Source organism: Candidatus Peregrinibacteria bacterium, assembly GCA_016699755.1.
Lineage (GTDB): Bacteria > Patescibacteriota > Gracilibacteria > CAIRYL01.
The window spans coordinates 1,524,470-1,541,886 of record CP065009.1 but is presented as its reverse complement, the minus strand read 5'-3'; the positions used below and the strand labels follow the sequence as shown (position 1 = coordinate 1,541,886).

The following is a 17,417-nucleotide window of genomic DNA, read 5'->3' as shown; positions in this document are numbered from 1 at the left end:
TAGACTTCCTGTTTTTCGAAAGAATTTACGTCACAACCCTTCAGAGAAAGTCTTCATTAGTTTAGCAAAAAATATTGACAAGAGTATTTTCTATTTTTGTAGGATGAGTTCTGTTTTTTTAAAAAACTATCCCTATAGGAAGTTTGGCAATACCAGATCAAGTTAGGTTGATTCATGACCAATTAAATAAAATAGGAAGAGCGAAAATTAAAGAAGTTATTAAAAATAGTATTTTTTCTAGGGGAAATGAGTGTCCAGATAGTATTGTCATATAAGCATCAGTCCCTGTGCTTGGGAAGATAATTTGTATTGGCAAAAAACGGATAAAAAAATCTAAAACGAATTCATCTTTTTTTGAAAGATATCCAGAGTAATCTATATGAAGATTTAGGAAAACTCGAAGCACTCAATTTTGATATGTCTGGAACGTATTTACTGGGAACACGGATTGGTGTATAAAATTGAAAAAATGTTGGTACCATTATTAAATTTGCTAAAAAAAGAGAGGCTTGATTGAAGTTGAAAGACAAGGAATACTACGGTTCCATGGAAAAACCAGAACTTCTTCTGCCGGCAGGGAATATGGAAAAACTCAAGTTTGCGCTTGCGTTTGGGGCAGATGCCGTTTATGCCGGAGTTCCTGCCTACTCGCTTCGTGCCCGAGAAAACGATTTCACCGTTGGCTTTCTCGAAGAAGCAACAAAATATTGTCGAGAACGTGGAAAGAAAATCTATTTTACGGCAAACATATTTCCACATAATGTCAAAATTCCCCACTTCCTCCGTGCAATGAAAAAAATGGTGGAGTTGAAGCCTGATGCATTTATCATGGCAGATCCTGGAATTATTGATCTTGTTCGAGAAGAGTTTCCCGAAGCGGTGATTCACCTTTCTGTACAAGCAAATAACGTCAACTGGGCGAGCGCAAGATTTTGGAAAAAGAACGGCATTTCACGTATCATCCTTTCGCGCGAACTCTCTCTTAAGGAAATCAAAGAAATTCATGAGCAGAATCCCGATCTCGAGATTGAATGCTTCGTCCATGGCGCCATTTGTATGGCATATTCTGGACGATGCCTGCTTTCGAACTACTTCAGCTATCGAGATGCCAATCAGGGGACGTGTGCACACTCATGTCGCTGGAAATACAAATTGCACGAAGGAAAGACAGCACCAAATGGAGAAGTAGAAGAATATGTTCCGCTTGCCGGACAATTCTTTTTAGAAGAAGAAGAACGCCCCAGACAAATGCTCGAAATTGATGAAGATCAGTATGGCACATACATTATGAACGCCCGAGATTTGTGCCTAGCAGAATATCTGCCAGAACTTTTAGATGCCGGAGCATGCAGTTTAAAAGTAGAAGGGCGAAGCAAAACTATTTACTACGCAGGTATTACGGCGCGTGCGTATCGCATGGCACTTGATGCCGTTGATGCTGGAAAATTTGATACCGAAACAAAAGAAGCCGTTTTAGCAGAAGTTTTCACAACCAACAACCGCGGATATATTCCTGGATTTCTCGTGGGAAACCCTAAGGAAAAAGCGCAAGAATACGAAGAACGACAGGGTTTTGCCACACATGAGTTTGCTGGTGTTGTTCGTCAGCGAAACGGAAATGTGTTGACGATTGAATGTAGAAATCGGTTTGATCTGGGAGAAGAATTTGAATTTTGCTTTCCGAATAAATCGGATGATTTCTCTATTACTCCTCAGGAAATTCGCAATGAAGAAGGAGAAATTCTTCCTCATTTTTCTGGAGGACAAGGAAGTTTTTTGATGGATATTTCTTCAGGGCAGGCAAAAAAATTTGAGAAACACTTTGGAAACGGGGAAATCTTTTGCTTAGTACGAAAACGAAAGCGGTAGAGAAACACTAGTTCATGTTATCTTTTTCGAGAATTCTTTGACGATTTCGCGCAATATTGTTTACAGCTTCGTGTGGATTTAAAACATTGTGAAAATATTGATTTCCGCTAGAAGCTGCTGTTTCAATGTGAATGTCTCCCATTCCCAAAAGAAACCGAAGTATTCCTGTTGTATCTGGTCGGATATTCGTAATGGATTCGTAGACGACATCATCAATTTTACTCCCGAAAAGTTGGCGATTTTGAATCACAATACGATGATTTGTGACATAAATAACATCATAGTGAAAATCAAGCCACGACTTGAGAAAAAAAAGAAAGGCAAATACAAAAAAGAGAAGGGAGATGCCAATAGAAATAGGATTCGCTCGAAAACCTACGAGTATGAGAAGCCCAAGGGAGAGAAAAAGAAGAGAGGGAACAACAGAGAGAAGAAAGAATATGGGATGTTTTCCAATAACGTATTCTATTCGCTCATTATTCAGTGTTTCAAAAGCACCATGCTTGATGACGGTGTCTTTTAGGAGAATATCTCGTTCAGTAGAATAAATTTGTCCGAGTTTGAGCACCCGAAGAACACGCAAAAAGAGGAGTGACCACCAAGCGATTTCTGTCTGAAAAAAAAGACCTGTATAAAATGGGACGATGGCAACAACATCAACAATACCGTACCAAGAAAAAATATATCGAATTGGGTTTTGCGCGGACCACAGTCGAAGAACGTATTCAATGGAAAAGATAGTGACAGTAACAAGTTCAAATATTTTAAGAGCAGAGAGTGTCCATGAAAGCTGTGGAATAAGGTGAAACGGAATTGCCGCTACAGAAAAAACAATGAGAAGAACAAGAAACGAATTTATGATTTTCGCCCATCTATTTCCCGACTCATGAAGTATTCTGCGACAGCCGATACGAAAATCTCCAATGCTCATCCATATTGTTATAGGATTTTTTTTCAGAAAAATCGAGGAATAAGTAAGAAAACCATTCCAATATTTTTTGTCTCGAAATACAATATCTTAGGTTCAATTTAATTTGAAGAGGTCATCATTCCTCTTTAAGCTCATTATGTGGCTAAAAACAAGTATGTAATTCGTTCAAGAATTTCTGAGCAGAAGTTCAGAGAGTTACTGAAGTATTTTTCTCTCGATATTGAAGCAAAAAAGATCAGCATATTGATTCATGTAAGTGAAGTAACTCCCTGTAAATATCTCACTGCTATTCGGAAATGAATGGCAATGGAATGTGAACAGGAAACAAAGCTTTCTGGAGAAATAGAAGTCGATGAAAGTTACTTTGTACTAAAAAGAGTCCGAGGAAAAAGAGGAAGAGGTGCAACAGGAAAAACACCTGTTGTTGGACTTCTAAAAAGAGATGGAAAAGTCTTTACAAAGATTATTGAGAGATGTGATAGGAGAACACTTCATAGCTTCATTCAGAGAAAAATAGAGACTAAAAGTATTATCCATTCTGACGGTTGGAAAAAGAACCTCTCAAGTTAAATTGAACCTCAACTATTTTTAGCATAGAATTCTATTGAATTATTTGTCCTGACATTAAATGGTCGGGGTTTCAAACCACAACTCGAACCGAATGCCAAAAGGTTATGGGAAATTGAGGATAAAGCAATCGACCTGACGATTAAGGGTTTGAGGGTGTATTTGGTCGGGAGAGATGCGGATGTGAATTTTTTGAAGAAACAAGTGACAGAAATAATACAAAGTGAGCTGCTTTCATAAGCATTTATTTTGTAGGCTCTTCAATGATTTTATAGTTTGGAATTTTATAATTTTCTTTAAGCCAAGCGCAATATTTTTCGTTAAATTTAGGTTTTAAATGTTGAATTATTTGCTTACCAGTAATCGACAACGCATAAAACCCTGGCAACTTGACTACAAAATTACTTTCATGAGTAGGCTCAAACAAAATTTCTTTGTCAAAATATTTCAGTGCAAACTTTTGTTTTGATGGATTCTCTAGCGAACGAGTCATATCATTCGGCAAAAATAATCCTAAATTTTGAAGGATTTGTAAACTACCAAAATCAATACCTAACTCACCTAAAAATTCTTTTGCATTTTCTGGTAATGAAAAAAGTACCTTGGGAGTACTATCTCCATTGATTAACAAAGCAGAAATATTTTCAAAAAGCTCTAATTCACCCTTGCCTAACATTTTTATCGAATGAAGAGTACTCATTGCATAAGAATCAGGTTTGTTATATTCGCTAGCAATAATTTTTGCAATCAAATCCTGAACCTCTTCATTAGAAACATGTTTTGAGTGTTCGACGGTGTTCCAAAAAAAGTCATTATCCATTTTTATATCATTCTCTTTGCCTGCTTCAATATATTTGGCGCTTTTTACAGCAGTATCTATTAAATTTGTTGTGTGACGAAGATTTTCAATGTACTGAACTCCCATGATCCCATTTTCTTTTGCTTTTTCGTATTCATCATGAATTAGCCTTTTCCTTACTTCTCCTTCTGCCGCCCATTGACTTATTTTGAAGCCAGTAACTCGATCTATTACAGTCGTAAATAACGGGGTATTGGCAACCTTAGTCGCGTTATCAATTGCTGCCGTTAATGCTGCTGTTGGGTCTGCCATTTTTCAGGGTTAAAAAATAAAGGATTATTTTTGTTCTTGCTTCAATAATTTCCTTGCTTCTGCAATGTTAATTCTGAACTTATAGCCATGCTTTTCTAATAAACCAAGTAACTCTGATCCGTTTAATAAAGTTACTGGTTCATTTTGAGCAAAAGTATAAGCATCACTTCCATAACTGCTCGTGGTTACCAAAATTCCTCTTGAGGCGCCTTCTTTTTTCACTACTGCGCACAGATCACGAACAGCACTTACATCAACGGTTTTTGTGTAGCGTTTTGCCTGTACAACAAACTTCCCACCTTTTATTGGATCTGGGTCAAAAATAACAGCGTCTACTCCTCTATCACGACTTGATTGTGTTACTTTTACCTCTGCCCCTTTTTCCGCGAACTCTTTTTCAAATAATTCAGCAATCAGATTTTCAAAGTCTTGCCAATCCATAGAGGCAAGATTTGTTTCACCTTCAAGGTTTTCTAGCACTTCTTTAGTTTCGATAAAACGTTTGTCCTTTTTATTTAAGGACATAGTTGGTGTTACGGGAATAATATCGATTAAAGCACCTGCTGATTTTCCTTTTAAGTTGAGAAATGCAGCAAGGGGGTCAAGTTTCGTTAAATTTAAACTTAAAATTTGTTCTCGACTACAAACAAGTGAGGAGGTGTATGTTTTTGTTTTTACACCTGTCGCAGGATTGTCATACTCAACCCAGCCATTTACTACCAATAACTTAATTGTTTCTGCGTCATCGTTTCTAAAAATTTCATAAGCTAATCTCAAAATTATTGCAGGATGAATTTTGGGAACAAATTCTTGAATTTCCTTTTTTGTAAGGGGCTTGTCTACTGTTTTTGTTTTTAGTTCAACCTTTTTTAGAATTTGAGAATGCACAACATCAGGCAGCCCCATTTCTACAATCAAAATAGACTGTTCTGAATCATAATCCGAATCCCACAATTTTGGAAAAGAAGTTGGAAACTTAATTTCATTTAATATGTAGTCAATTCTTGCGACAACTTCGGGCTTACTCTTTTTTGAAAATCCTTTTCGAAGTTTCTCAAAAAACTTAGCATTTTTTTGGTGTTCAGCAGTCTCTCGTTCAATTTCCTGATTAAAGGCAGTTATTTTTTTATTAAAAACTTCACCAGCAAAGGTTGTCGATTCGGAGGGGAAGGGGAAATGCTGAGGTATAAATTGCTTTTTGATTAAAAGTTGCTCTTTATCATGCCATGTTTGAGTGCTTAGAATTAATATTGAATTGACTTGCTCCAGATAAATATCCCCATGGCCAGATCGTTTATTAATTTCACGAAACTTTTTAGGTGATTTTTTCGCTGAAATAATTTTTTCAAAATCAGATTGAGCTTTATTAATTTCTCTCCCTTCATCTTTTAGTCGATTTTGCTCGTCTCTAAAATAGTTTTTAATTTGTATGGAGAGAGTAACCCACTCTTGAGGAGCAGTGTTTTCCCAAGTGCTTAAATAAGCATGTCCGGGCTTAATGGACATTTGATTTTCCGCAAGACATATTTCGTTAATGCAGTCTCTTGTTTGATTGTCTAGATAGTAATACAGATATGAATCTGCATTAATTTTATTGGCATAGCTTTGTATTATATCGAGATTTCTTTCAAAAAGGCTTTTTGATGTGTCAATTTGTCGATTGCCAAATTTTTCATTTCGCTCTTCCAATACTTTCCTATTATCTTGAGAAGATGAAAAAGCGTCAGAAATTCCTTCAAATATCTTGAAAATTAAATAAATGATTCCGATAATTACTAAAATTGCTATTTGCGTCATAGCTTTATGAAATTAATTCATCTAAAGTTATTCCTAACCCCGCCGCAATTTTGGTTGCAGTTGGAAGAGTAGGGCTTTTAATTACATCGCTCTCAATCTTTGCAAGAGTGGTGTAAGGAATATCAGCCTTGCGAGCAAGGGCATCTTGAGTGAGTTCTTTTTTATTACGCCAAGCCTTGATCTTTTGTCCGATTGTTCTTTCCTGCTGAAGAGTCATTTCTTCCATGGACTGAAAGTATTAATTTGCTACCGCAAGTATACTATTTGAGTTTTATTTTTCAATTCCAAAAACCTCGAACCATCTACCAAAAGCTGAAATATCGCCACAAAAAGCCATATTGCAAAAATAAACTAGACTATTTTGCCAAAAGGTTCATAATTCAAAATTCGCGAATAACCGCCAAAAAAAGCCTTATTCAAGATATATTCCTAAATAATACTTTCTGCTGTGATTAAATGGTCGGGGTGAAAGGACTCGAACCTTCGACCTCACGGTCCCAAACCGCGCACTCTAGCCAACTGAGCTACACCCCGAAGATGTAAGCGGAGTATCCCCGATTTTCGAAAGAATTGCAAGAAAACTGTCTTCCACGTCATAATAAAAACATGAATATTTCCGTACAAAATCTTTTGGGAAAACCGCTTCAAAAAAACTATATCATTGAAGCAATTCTCTTTTTTCCAGATACCGGAAAAATTTCAGGAATACACACAAAAAATGGTGCCTTTTTTTCCGCAAAAGACATCCTTTTTCAAGGGCAGGGCTGTACCCTTTCACATTCAGCGCAGACTATTGCTCCAGAGGGAGAAAATATACTCGGATATGAAGTGCAAAGCGCTCTCAATCACGCGTCGCTTGGAACCGTGGAGGATATAGAGTTTTCCCCTTCGCTTGACGTTCTCGACCGTATTCTCGTTTCCAATTCCCTTCTTGGAATTGGCATTCCGCTTACGAAACGATATTTTTCGTTTAACCGTATTCTTCGTATCGAAAAAACAATTATCACCGTCGACGACGATCGAACCAACAAGGAAAAAGAAGGAACGCTTTGCCCAATCTCCTAAGTTATTTCTTTTAAGAGACATTTCCGAGAAAAACACTCTAGCTCTTCTACTATTTCATAGAATTGAAAATGACGAGCAATTGGTATATAAATGCTGAGAGTTTCTAGTGCTTTTTGTTTTTCAGGCGGAAGAAAGTGCACAGTTCGCATGTTATGAAGGGGTTTCTCTCAAAAAAAGAGAAGCTTTTGTTTCAGATCATACAGCATATCTGGATTTTCTCATTAGTAAGGGTCAAAACAAAAAGGGTAACCTCTTGTTCATATTTTTTTCAATGCACCTGCACTCACAAATATCTCCTATTTTTAGAGAGTCTCAATCTCTCTAAAAATCAATCATATTTGCAATATCTTCTGCCACTTTTTCCAGAGATTGACTTCCATTTATCCTTAAGAAATCCCCTTCCGACTCATACGCAAGAAGTACGGGAACGGTTTCTTTTTCATAGTTTTCGATACGCTTTGCAATAGCCTCTTCAGTATCATCCTCACGTCCACGCTCATGCATGCGGACAATAACCTCATTCCGAGGAACATCAAGAAAAAGACACGTTGCCTGTCGTCCTTTCTCCGCAAGAAGCGAATCAAATGTTTCTTTTTGCGGCATGCTCCGAGGGATACCATCAAAAATAATGCGAGCATCCTGCGGAACCCGCTCGAGGAAGTGTTGCACAATATCCATTACAATTTCGTTTGGCACGAGATCACCTCGATCAATAATTTCTCGAACTATTTTTCCAAGTTCGCTTTCTTCTTCTCGAATTTTGCGAAGCTCTGCTCCCGTTTCAAAAATAACCATGCCACTATGCTCTGCGAGAATTTTTGCCTGTGTCCCCTTTCCTGACCCCTGAATGCCAAAGAGAAGAATATCTTTTCCCATTTAGGTGAGCTTATCGTAATTATGAGTCACGAGTTGAGCATTGATCTGTCGAATAAGCTCAAGCACAACACCGACTACGATAATAAGTCCTGAACCAGAAATAATAAGGTCACTCGAAGAAAGCGGAGTGAGCATGGTAAAAAGAAGGGGAACAAGAGCAATACCTCCTAAGAAACTTCCACCCCATAAATTCATACGATTACTTACAAACGCAAGATGTTCCGATGTTTCACGTCCTGGACGAATACCAGGAATAAATCCTCCACGTTTCTGAATATTCTCTGCCACCTGTTCAGTACGAAAAGTGATGGAAACATAAAAATAACTAAAGAGCACAATAAGCGTGAAGTAAAGTATGAGATATTCTTTGGTTGGACGCTGTTGATTAAAGTGTTGTGTCCACCAACCTGCGGCAGATTGAAGCCATGAAGAATCGGCATTTGCGAAGAGTTGTGCGAGAATACTCGGAAAAGTAACAAGAGAAATAGCGAAAATAATGGGAATCATTCCCGCCTGAAGAAAACGAATAGGAAGCGAAGAGCGCTCTCCTGTGGTATTTCGTGAAGCGTTGATGATTTGAATGGGACGCTGAGCCGACATAACAATAACCATCACAATGAGAAGGAATGCGGAAACTGCAATAAAGAGAATAAAAGGGAGAATTTTATCGGTAAATCCATCTCCTGCCTGAGAAATAATACGAAAAACTATTCCTGGCATAGCAGAAATAATTCCTGTGAAGATAAGAAGAGAAATTCCATTTCCAATTCCTTTCTCTGAAATCATTTCTCCGAGCCAAACAAGAAAAATGGTTCCGGCAGTAATGGTCATCATGGCAGGAAGAATTTGGAGCGGATCGGAAACATTAATAAATTCTCCTGAACCAGGAACCCCACGAGAAATAAGCACAATCATTCCATAACTTTGTGCCAAAGCAAGGGGCAAAGTGAGCCAACGAGTCATGGAAGTAATTCTCCTTTGCCCCTGTTCACCTTCTTTTGTAAGTTGCTCAAGACTTGGAAAAACCACCGTCATGAGCTGAATAATAATGGAGGCATTGATATAGGGCGATAATCCCATCATAACAATAGAGAAGTTTTTCAGAGATCCCCCTGTAATGGCAGCGAGAACAGCAAATGCGCTTCCCCCTTCAAATAAACTTTTAATACTCTCAGGATTCACTCCCGGAACCGTAATATGAGCGGCAATCCGAAAAACAAGAATAATAAAAAGGGTGAAAAGGATTCGTTTCCGAAGATCTGGAGAATTCCAAATACGAATTAAATATTCCATAGCAATAATATCTCAAGAGAAAAAACGCCTCGGCATTCTGCCTCCTTTTTTGTTGCGATTCAAGAGAAAAAGTTTTGGGAATCACTCTCTATTCTTAATGTTCCTATAAGACCTCTCTGTTGTGATTTTCTTTGCCCTGTCACCATCGTAAAAAATCGTGCTAGCAATAAACTACAAAAACAATGGTTCATTGTGCTACAATTATAACAAACATTTTTTTGGAGAAGAATCTACTCTACGATACAATTTGTATCTACCGCCATTATACTCCCTTTTTGTGACACAATAAGCGGATTAATTTCCATTTCAGAAATTTGTGGAAAATCCGTCACAATACGGCTTAATTTTTCAATGATTTCTGCAATACCCCTGAGATCAACGGGCTTCTCTCCTCGAGCACCTTTTAGAATTTGAATTGCCTTAATTTCACCAATCATATCTATTGCCTCTTTCAGTCCAATAGGCACCACTCGAAACGTAACATCTTTGAGAATCTCCACATAAATACCACCAAGTCCAAACATAAGGAGATGTCCAAACTGCGGATCTTTTCGCACTCCAATAATAACCTCTTTCCCAATGGGAATCATGGGTTCGACAGTCACTCCGTGAATTTCTGCCGAAGAATCGTATATCTTGGCACTTGCCACAATCTCTGCAAAAAACCTACGAACATCTGCATCGATCTCGACATCAATGCGAATGCCTCCGGCATCCGTTTTGTGGTAAATCTGCGGTGAAGCAATTTTCATAACTACGGGATAGCCAATCTCTTTAGCGAGAGAGACTGCTTCTTCGGAATTTTTTGCGAGATGAACTTGGGGACCGGGAATATGGTAGGCTTCCATAAGCATCTCGATTTCTTTTCCCGAGAGTCGATCTCCGCTCTTCTTCTTGGAAAAAATATGAGCAATATGATGAGGAGGAGAGGATATTGGTATTTTTTTACGAATACGAATACGAGTTTTTTCTGCTTTTTTCCATTCTGCATACTCTCGCATCTTATCAAGAGCAAATATCGCCCGCTCTGGAAAGGCATAATTTGGAAAAAGATGTCGTCGAAATACCTTTTCTCCCCGTTCAATACTTTCTCCTCCCATAAATGCACTCAGAATCGTCTTATCAGAATATTGATGAGAAAGCGCGGTTGTAAGGGCAGCAACACGTTTCACTTCTGTCATCACCTGTGGAGTAAGAATAACGAGTAAACTGTCGATATCATCACTTTCAAGAAGAGTAGTAACCGCATGACGATAACGACTTGCCGGAGCATCTCCAATAACATCTACTGGGTTTCCGAGTGCCGCTGTTTCAGGAAGACCTTCAACAAGTTTTTTCTTTGTTTCTTCCGAGAGTGGTACAAGTTCTAAACCCGTTTTCGAAACGGCATCTGTTGCCATAATGCCAGGTCCCCCAGCATTTGTAATAATTCCCACTCGATTTCCTTTTGGTGGATGCTGATAGCTAAAAATTTTTGCGTAATCAAAAAGCTCTTCAACAGTATTTGCACGGATAATTCCTGCTTGAGAAAAGGCGGTAGAAACAGCAATATCAGAACCTGCTAAAGAACCAGTATGCGAAGAAATCGCCTTTGTTCCTGCTTCGCTTGTTCCCGATTTAATGGCGATGATTGGCTTTTTCAGGCTCACTGAACGCGCAATTTCGAGAAAACGTTCTCCGTTCGCAATACTTTCGAGATAGAGGAGAATTACTTTCGTATTTTTATCTGAACCCAAATATTCTAGGAGCTCTGTTTCAGTTGCTCCCGCTTTATTTCCCATGCTGATAATTTTCGAAAATCCCAAACCACTCTCGTATGCCCAGTCGATGACTGCCACTGCCATTGCGCCAGACTGTGAAATGAGACCCACATTTCCTCGTGCAGGCATTCCCTCTGCAAATGAGGCATTCATGTGAATATCGGTATTTATAATTCCTAAGCAGTTTGGACCAATGAGACAAAGATTGTACTTCTGAACAAGTTGCTGAAGTTTATGTTCGCGCTCGGCTCCTTCTCCTCCGACTTCTTTGAATCCAGCACTAATGATAATAATATTTCGAGCCCCTTTTTTCCCACATTCTTCAACTACCGAAAGTACAAGAGGTGCTGGAATAGCGATAAGCACTACGTCTGGAATTTCTGGAAGACTTGTAATACTAGGAAAAACAGGAAGTCCCAAAAGAGAACCGCCTTTAGGATTTACCGGAAAAATCTTTCCCCGATACCCAAGATGCTTGAGGTTACTAAAAATATCGTAGCCAAGTTTTCCCGGAAGAGAAGATGCACCAACAAGCGCAATTGATCGAGGAGAGAGAAGCTGGGAGAGCATGAATATACAAAAACTTGTGAATATTGTATCGTTTTTCCAATCATGATTCCATAAAATCAGTTGATTTTTTTTCCGACCAGAATAGAATGAGGAGGTATTTTTCTGAAAAAAATGATTCTCAATTCTCAAAAGTGTATTCTTATTGGAATGTCGCTCTCTTTGCTCCTTTTTCTCCCAGGATGCACTGAGCAAAAAGAAGCTCCTGTGCGAACGACAACAGGTCAAGAAAAAAATATGAGAAAAGATGTGTTGTCAGAAAAGAGGGATGTACCAGAGAAGCGGGTGGTATCACGAGGTGATTCGTGCAATCTCCAGCAAAATATCGTTTGTGAAACAGGATTAGAGTGCACAAACAGCTACTGTGCAAGTGAACCGACCATTGCAAAAGAACCGGCCACAGAATATTGCCGAGAAAACGGAGGATATATTGATGTGCGACGAGATGAGCGCGGAGCAGACTGGAGATATTGTGTTTTTGAAGATAGCTCAGAATGTGAAGAGCAAGCATTTTTCACAAAAGAATGTCAGCAAGGAGATTCTCTTCAGGAAACAGTGGTATTAAATGAAGAAGGTCAAGCACTAGAAATAGGTGCACCAAACACCCCTCCCCCTCCGGCAATAGATGTTTCTGGAGAAATAGAGATGTCGAATGAAGAAATATTATCGGAAGATCAAGGAGCGCCAAACGCTCCTTCAAAAGCAGCATCGGATAAAGCTCTTCCTCAAGATTCTCCTGAAACAAACACTCCATAGGTATTTTCATGAATTTTCGAAATACTTCAAAGATGCTCATTTTTCTTGGAATTATCATATTCCCTGTTCTTCCCGTAATGCTGAAGATTTTTTTCTTCTTTATTCTTGTTATTTGGATCATCGTCCCATTCTTCTCAAAAAATAATTTTCAAAAAAAAGATCTGAGGGATATTCTTTCAGATGAGTTTGGTGATCTTTTTGGTGTCAAAAGAACAAAACCAATCACCGTAAATGAAGTTAAAAAAAAGTCCCCTTTTTCTGTTCCCCCTCTTCGTATGCCAAATCATTTTGGAAAAATAATCTTCCTTGGAATTGTTGGATTTTTTGGAATCCTCATTGTTATTGATGGTTTTATCAGTGTTTCCCCAGGGTATGTTGCTGTTATTTTTGATCGTGGACGTGGTGTTCTACCAAAACCAGAAAGAGAAGGACTTCATTTAAAAATTCCCTTCTGGCAAGAATCCACTCAATTCCAGACAGTAAAACAAGAATTCACCATGGCAGGTGAATACGAAGGAGAAAAAGATGTTGATGGAGTGCGTGGTCGGAGTAAAGATGGGCAAGATGTTTTTGTTGACGTCACCATTACCTATCAAATTTCACCAGAAGATGCCCCTTTTTTACGCCAACAATTTATCAACGAGGAAAGATATAAATACACTATAATACAACCAGCAGCACGCTCAGTGGTATATGATGCTATTGGAAAATTCAATGCTCTGGAGCTTATTTCTGATAAACGTACCGATTTTACTGACTTTATCGCAAAAAGCTTACAAGAGATTTATGGTGAAAACCGAATTCAATTTCGAGAAGTATTTGTTCGAAAAATCACCTTTTCTCCAGAATTTGCCTCTGCTATTGAAGAAAAGGTGATTGCTGAACAAAGAATTAAAACTGCCGAAAATCGAAAACTCGAGGCAGAAGAACTCAAGAAAAAAACCATTATCGAAGCAGAGGGAGAGGCAGAAGCAATTCGACTCAAGGGAGAATCACTCCATAACAATTCAGAAGTTATTCAATTTCAATTTGTTGAAAAAATGGCTCCGGAAATAAAGTGGGGTATTCTGCCAAATAGCGCACTTCCGCTTCTTGATATTAAAGATATCCAGCAGTAAAAAACTTCTCCAAAGAGAATACCAATAAAGGGGGTAAGCCCCCTTTATTTTTGTGATGATGAACTATCGAGATCCGAAATATCTTCAGAAGTAATCTTTGCTTTCTTAAAAAGTTCTTTTTCGAGTAGAAAAACACGTTCTCGAATTTTTTCAAAATCTGGCGATTCTTCGTGACCATTTCTTCGCGCCGCCTCAAGAAAACGCTTGGTGACTCCTACAATCTTGTTCCCCATCACCGATCGATCTGCCAAATACATACACTGCTCCTCAAGAGTCATTTCTTCAAGAATAGCTCTCGTACAATGTTTTTCAAGAACATCTGCCACAGCAATGTATCCTTTTTCTCGTAAAAAGGATCCCATGGCAAATGCATGATGCTGTGAACTATATTTTTTGATTTGTGCTTCCCAAAGAGCCCTCTTTTTAAGAGTCACCTCTTCGTGAAATTTCTCCTCTTGAATTTCCGAAAAATTGATAATCCGAAGAGCATCATGAAGAAGTGCGGCGGCGCGCACCAACAGAACATCTACCGGAAGTCCATTTTGTATGAGCCTATTTGCAAGAAAAAGTGCCACTCTTGTGACCTTTTCAATATGTTCCTGAACATGTATTGGTGTTTGGAGTTCACGAATTATAGTACCAATCTCCGCATCACTTGGAATACCAGCATCGTGAAAATGAATATCAATTTCTCGCTGTATTTCATCGGAAGCAAGCTTCATACGAAGAAAAATGTACTTTTCTGGGAAAAATGCAGTGGGAATTTTTTCTGCCCACTCCACAGCAAGCACCGTTTTTGGATCTGTTATTTTTTCCACTATTTCCGAAAGCCCAAGAGCAGAGCCTTCTTCGGTGCGATAAACATCGGCATGAGAAAAAGTCGTAAGACCATGTGAATTTTCTGGAAGCGAATATTCACTCATGAGCGCGTATGAAGGACTTGCGACATTTTCCCGAACACCAAGACCGCGCGAAAATCCTCTGAGGAGTGCTGTTTTTCCAATACCAAGATCCCCAGAGAGAAAAAGACATTTTCCCCAATGTGGTCGAAGAAAGACACGACGTCCCAACTCTTCACCGAAAAGTTCTGTGTTCTTTACTTCTGAGAGCACAATTTTCACCTCTTGAAAAAAAAGGGAGCAAGGAGTACAATACCCTGATTTTCATGGTACACTATTTTGAATGACAATGCCGAAACAAAAACACAAAAAACAGATTTCCCCAGAAAAACGTTCTCTTGGAAGTATTGGTTTTTTAGAGCGACGCCCCATTCTTGGCTACATAATTATTACACTCACATTGATGATGTTCGTTTTTTTTGCAGAACAAGGAACAGAATTTTATCGGGCGAGTATTTTGAGCATTCCAAAATTCGACGGAACCACCCTTCCCGTGCAATATGCGCCAGACTGGAAAAAAACAGGTGGGAAAAATACGAAGGCATATAGTGAATATCGGAGTTCCGATCTCATCGCACTCCCCAAATATGATCCCAAAAAACTCGAGAAAGATTGTTCACAAGAAAATACATCGTATCAGAATGCATGTATCACCTATTCCACGGTATATATGGGAAGTTACCAAATGGATCACAAAGAATTTTCCGGAAGTCATCTTGCAGTAGATATTCGTGTTCCTATTGGAACCCCTGTTTATTCTGTAGCAAATGGAGTTGTAGAAAGCGCGGTAAGTCGCATAACAGGGTTTGGAAAATATGTTGTCATCAAACATCCAAATGCACCACTCGTAGAAGGAGGAAAGGATACTCTCTTTTCGGGATATGCCCATCTCTCAGAAGTCGTCGTTAAAGAAGGCAATACTGTAAAAAAGGGCGATCTCATTGGCTATTCAGGAGATACTGGTCTTTCCACAACGCCACACCTTCACTTTCAAATTGATCGAAGTTCTGCCCCCTATCATCCTTGGTGGCCATTTTCGAGCGCACAAGCGAGCTCAGAAAATTTGAATTTTTTTGAAGCAATTGATGCTGGACTTGGCCAGAAAGAGGCTCTCGAAAATACTACTAACCCCCTCATTTGGGTACAAGAATTTTTGAGCTCTCCCACCACCATCTCTTCTTCAGATGAAGAAGAAATAGCTCCAGAAGATAGTCTCGGAAGAATTGTTGTTAAGGCAGATAAAAGTTCCGCACTCCCAGGGGAAATAGTCACTTTCCTTGTTACGGTACTCGATATTCAAAAACAAATTCTCAAAGAATATACCGGAACATCATTCAAAGTTTCTGCAAACAAAGGTTCTGCAAAAATTCCAACAAACATTTCGTTTCAGAATGGAAAAGCAGAAATTCCAGTTGTTGTGCAAACAGCAGGCAACATAGAGTTTACCTTTCAAGATGGAAATACAACAGCAAAGACAAGTGTCAATGTCGAAGAGGGAAAAGATACAGAAGAATTGAGAGCCCCAGAAACAGATGTTGTTATTCCGGAAACCATTGAAAATCCAGATGCCGTTGCTCGTGTCGAGTGGAAAGGTGGAGAAGATATGATTCGGGTCGGAAAGCGTACTACCATGGATATTTCACTCCTCAACGCAAAAGGAGAAGTGCTGAATAATCCAGAATTTTCCGATTCACTCGAAATACAGGTAAAAGGAGGAGGTGAAGTAAATCCAAAGATGCTTCTTCCACGCTACTTTAAGAATGGTGTAGCAACTGTAGAATATCTTGCTGGAAGAGATGTCGGAACAGCAGAAATTTTTCTGACTCGCTTTCCAAATTCATCCATAAAAATATCTGTTATAGAAGCCCCCGAACAACCTGTTGGTTTTTCCGTCGAAACTGATGAGCGCTTTCGGATGGGAAAAGCAGAAACCATCTCCCTCACCACCATTGACAAAAACGGGAATCGAACACCAAACGGATTTTTGGGAGAAGCAGAGCTCACCCTTCTCTCTGGAAAAGCGAAAATAACACCGCAAACACTTACAGAAGACGATTTTATTAATGGAAGAGCAGAGGTAGAAGTTCTCCCTCTTTCAAAAGAGAATATTGTCGTAAAGATTCAGTCGGGCGTACTGGTTGGCGTTTCTGAAAAACTTCAAGAAGGAGAAGAGAAAACAGAAACTGGAGCAAGTACTCTTTCCATTTTTTCAGATATTCCTACAAACTACAAAAACGTTACCGCCATTTCTTTTCTGAAAGATGCAGGAATTCTCTCGGGAAATGCAGATGGAACTTTTCGCCCCAACGATGGCATTAATCGTGCAGAATTTGCAAAAGTAATGCTTCTTGCTATTCATAAAGAACCAAAATCAGCGCGAGGCGGTGTTTTTTCTGATGTTCCAAAAAATGAGTGGTTTGCACCGTATGTCGAAACCGCGGCAGAACTTGGAATTATCGAAGGGTATCCTGATGGATCATTTCGTCCAGCAAACAACATCAACCGCGCGGAGCTTTTTACCATGCTCGCCAGATCATTTAACGGATCACACCTTTCTGAAAAAACTTATTTCTCTGATGTTCCTCAGAATATTTGGTATGAAACCGCCGCGCAATTTGCGAAAGAAAAGAAATTACTCGATTTTGGAAATCAGTTTGAACCGGGAAAGATTATGACTCGAGCAGAAGTCGCAGAAGCAGTGTTTCGAGTGCTGAATTTGTAATCTCTATTTGTTTTGTAGTGATGGGGACTCCCCTCTTTTTTGACAAAACCAAAGCGACACCCTCATACTTTTCCTCGCTGTAAATC

The 17,417-nt window shown here is 39.0% G+C and carries 14 protein-coding genes and 1 tRNA gene; 6 read left to right on the top strand and 9 right to left on the bottom strand.

Annotated elements, in window-relative coordinates:
• Positions 1-582: 582 nt before the first annotated feature.
• Entirely contained in the window at positions 583-1,869 is a 1,287-nt protein-coding gene (locus IPN35_06775) for a U32 family peptidase C-terminal domain-containing protein (GenBank protein QQS59252.1), read from the top strand.
• Between the two features lie 7 nt (positions 1,870-1,876).
• On the opposite strand, the gene IPN35_06770 is transcribed toward IPN35_06775, so the two are convergent.
• Positions 1,877-2,800, bottom strand: coding sequence for an ion transporter (locus IPN35_06770; GenBank protein QQS59251.1), 924 nt, complete (start codon positions 2,798-2,800; stop codon positions 1,877-1,879).
• 300 nt (positions 2,801-3,100) lie between these two features.
• Here IPN35_06770 and IPN35_06765 point away from each other — a divergent pair, with 300 nt between their 5' ends.
• Positions 3,101-3,370, top strand: a complete 270-nt coding sequence (locus IPN35_06765; protein QQS59250.1) for an IS1595 family transposase — start codon at positions 3,101-3,103, stop codon at positions 3,368-3,370.
• A 241-nt stretch (positions 3,371-3,611) separates the two neighbouring features.
• Here IPN35_06765 and IPN35_06760 read toward each other — a convergent pair whose 3' ends face one another.
• The 4 genes from IPN35_06760 to IPN35_06745 all read right to left on the bottom strand — a co-directional run bounded on the left by IPN35_06760 (position 3,612) and on the right by IPN35_06745 (position 6,809).
• Positions 3,612-4,478 carry a DUF2806 domain-containing protein gene (locus IPN35_06760; protein ID QQS59249.1) on the bottom strand — a complete coding sequence of 289 codons (867 nt, stop codon included), beginning with the start codon at positions 4,476-4,478 and terminating at the stop codon, positions 3,612-3,614.
• Between the two features lie 24 nt (positions 4,479-4,502).
• Positions 4,503-6,275: a restriction endonuclease gene (locus tag IPN35_06755; protein ID QQS59248.1), complete on the bottom strand. Its 1,773-nt coding sequence runs from the start codon at positions 6,273-6,275 to the stop codon at positions 4,503-4,505.
• A gap of 4 nt (positions 6,276-6,279) precedes the next feature.
• Positions 6,280-6,492, bottom strand: a complete 213-nt coding sequence (locus IPN35_06750; protein ID QQS59945.1) for a helix-turn-helix transcriptional regulator — start codon at positions 6,490-6,492, stop codon at positions 6,280-6,282.
• A gap of 240 nt (positions 6,493-6,732) precedes the next feature.
• Positions 6,733-6,809 (bottom strand) — tRNA-Pro (locus IPN35_06745).
• A 72-nt stretch (positions 6,810-6,881) separates the two neighbouring features.
• Between IPN35_06745 and IPN35_06740 the strand changes: the two genes are divergently transcribed.
• Positions 6,882-7,340, top strand: coding sequence for a hypothetical protein (locus IPN35_06740; GenBank protein QQS59247.1), 459 nt, complete (start codon positions 6,882-6,884; stop codon positions 7,338-7,340).
• Between the two features lie 321 nt (positions 7,341-7,661).
• On the opposite strand, the gene IPN35_06735 is transcribed toward IPN35_06740, so the two are convergent.
• The 3 genes from IPN35_06735 to IPN35_06725 all read right to left on the bottom strand — a co-directional run bounded on the left by IPN35_06735 (position 7,662) and on the right by IPN35_06725 (position 11,839).
• The gene (locus IPN35_06735) at positions 7,662-8,216 is read right to left on the bottom strand and encodes a nucleoside monophosphate kinase (protein QQS59246.1); all 555 of its coding nucleotides are present in this window, start codon (positions 8,214-8,216) and stop codon (positions 7,662-7,664) included.
• Positions 8,217-9,509 (bottom strand): preprotein translocase subunit SecY, encoded by a 1,293-nt coding sequence (gene secY, locus IPN35_06730; GenBank protein QQS59245.1) that lies wholly within the window; start codon positions 9,507-9,509, stop codon positions 8,217-8,219.
• 230 nt (positions 9,510-9,739) lie between these two features.
• Entirely contained in the window at positions 9,740-11,839 is a 2,100-nt protein-coding gene (locus IPN35_06725) for an acetate--CoA ligase family protein (GenBank protein QQS59244.1), read from the bottom strand.
• A gap of 111 nt (positions 11,840-11,950) precedes the next feature.
• On the opposite strand from IPN35_06725, the gene IPN35_06720 reads away from it, so the two are divergent.
• Together IPN35_06720 and IPN35_06715 are read left to right on the top strand one after the other, a co-directional pair.
• Positions 11,951-12,592 carry a DUF333 domain-containing protein gene (locus tag IPN35_06720; GenBank protein ID QQS59243.1) on the top strand — a complete coding sequence of 214 codons (642 nt, stop codon included), beginning with the start codon at positions 11,951-11,953 and terminating at the stop codon, positions 12,590-12,592.
• An 8-nt stretch (positions 12,593-12,600) separates the two neighbouring features.
• A complete protein-coding gene (locus IPN35_06715) occupies positions 12,601-13,710 on the top strand; it encodes a prohibitin family protein (protein QQS59242.1) in 1,110 nt (369 codons plus the stop codon).
• Between the two features lie 44 nt (positions 13,711-13,754).
• Here the strand turns inward: IPN35_06715 and tsaE are convergent, their stop codons facing one another.
• Entirely contained in the window at positions 13,755-14,831 is a 1,077-nt protein-coding gene (gene tsaE / locus IPN35_06710) for a tRNA (adenosine(37)-N6)-threonylcarbamoyltransferase complex ATPase subunit type 1 TsaE (GenBank protein ID QQS59241.1), read from the bottom strand.
• A 61-nt stretch (positions 14,832-14,892) separates the two neighbouring features.
• Between tsaE and IPN35_06705 the strand changes: the two genes are divergently transcribed.
• Positions 14,893-17,331, top strand: coding sequence for an S-layer homology domain-containing protein (locus IPN35_06705; GenBank protein QQS59240.1), 2,439 nt, complete (start codon positions 14,893-14,895; stop codon positions 17,329-17,331).
• Positions 17,332-17,417 lie beyond the last annotated feature (86 nt).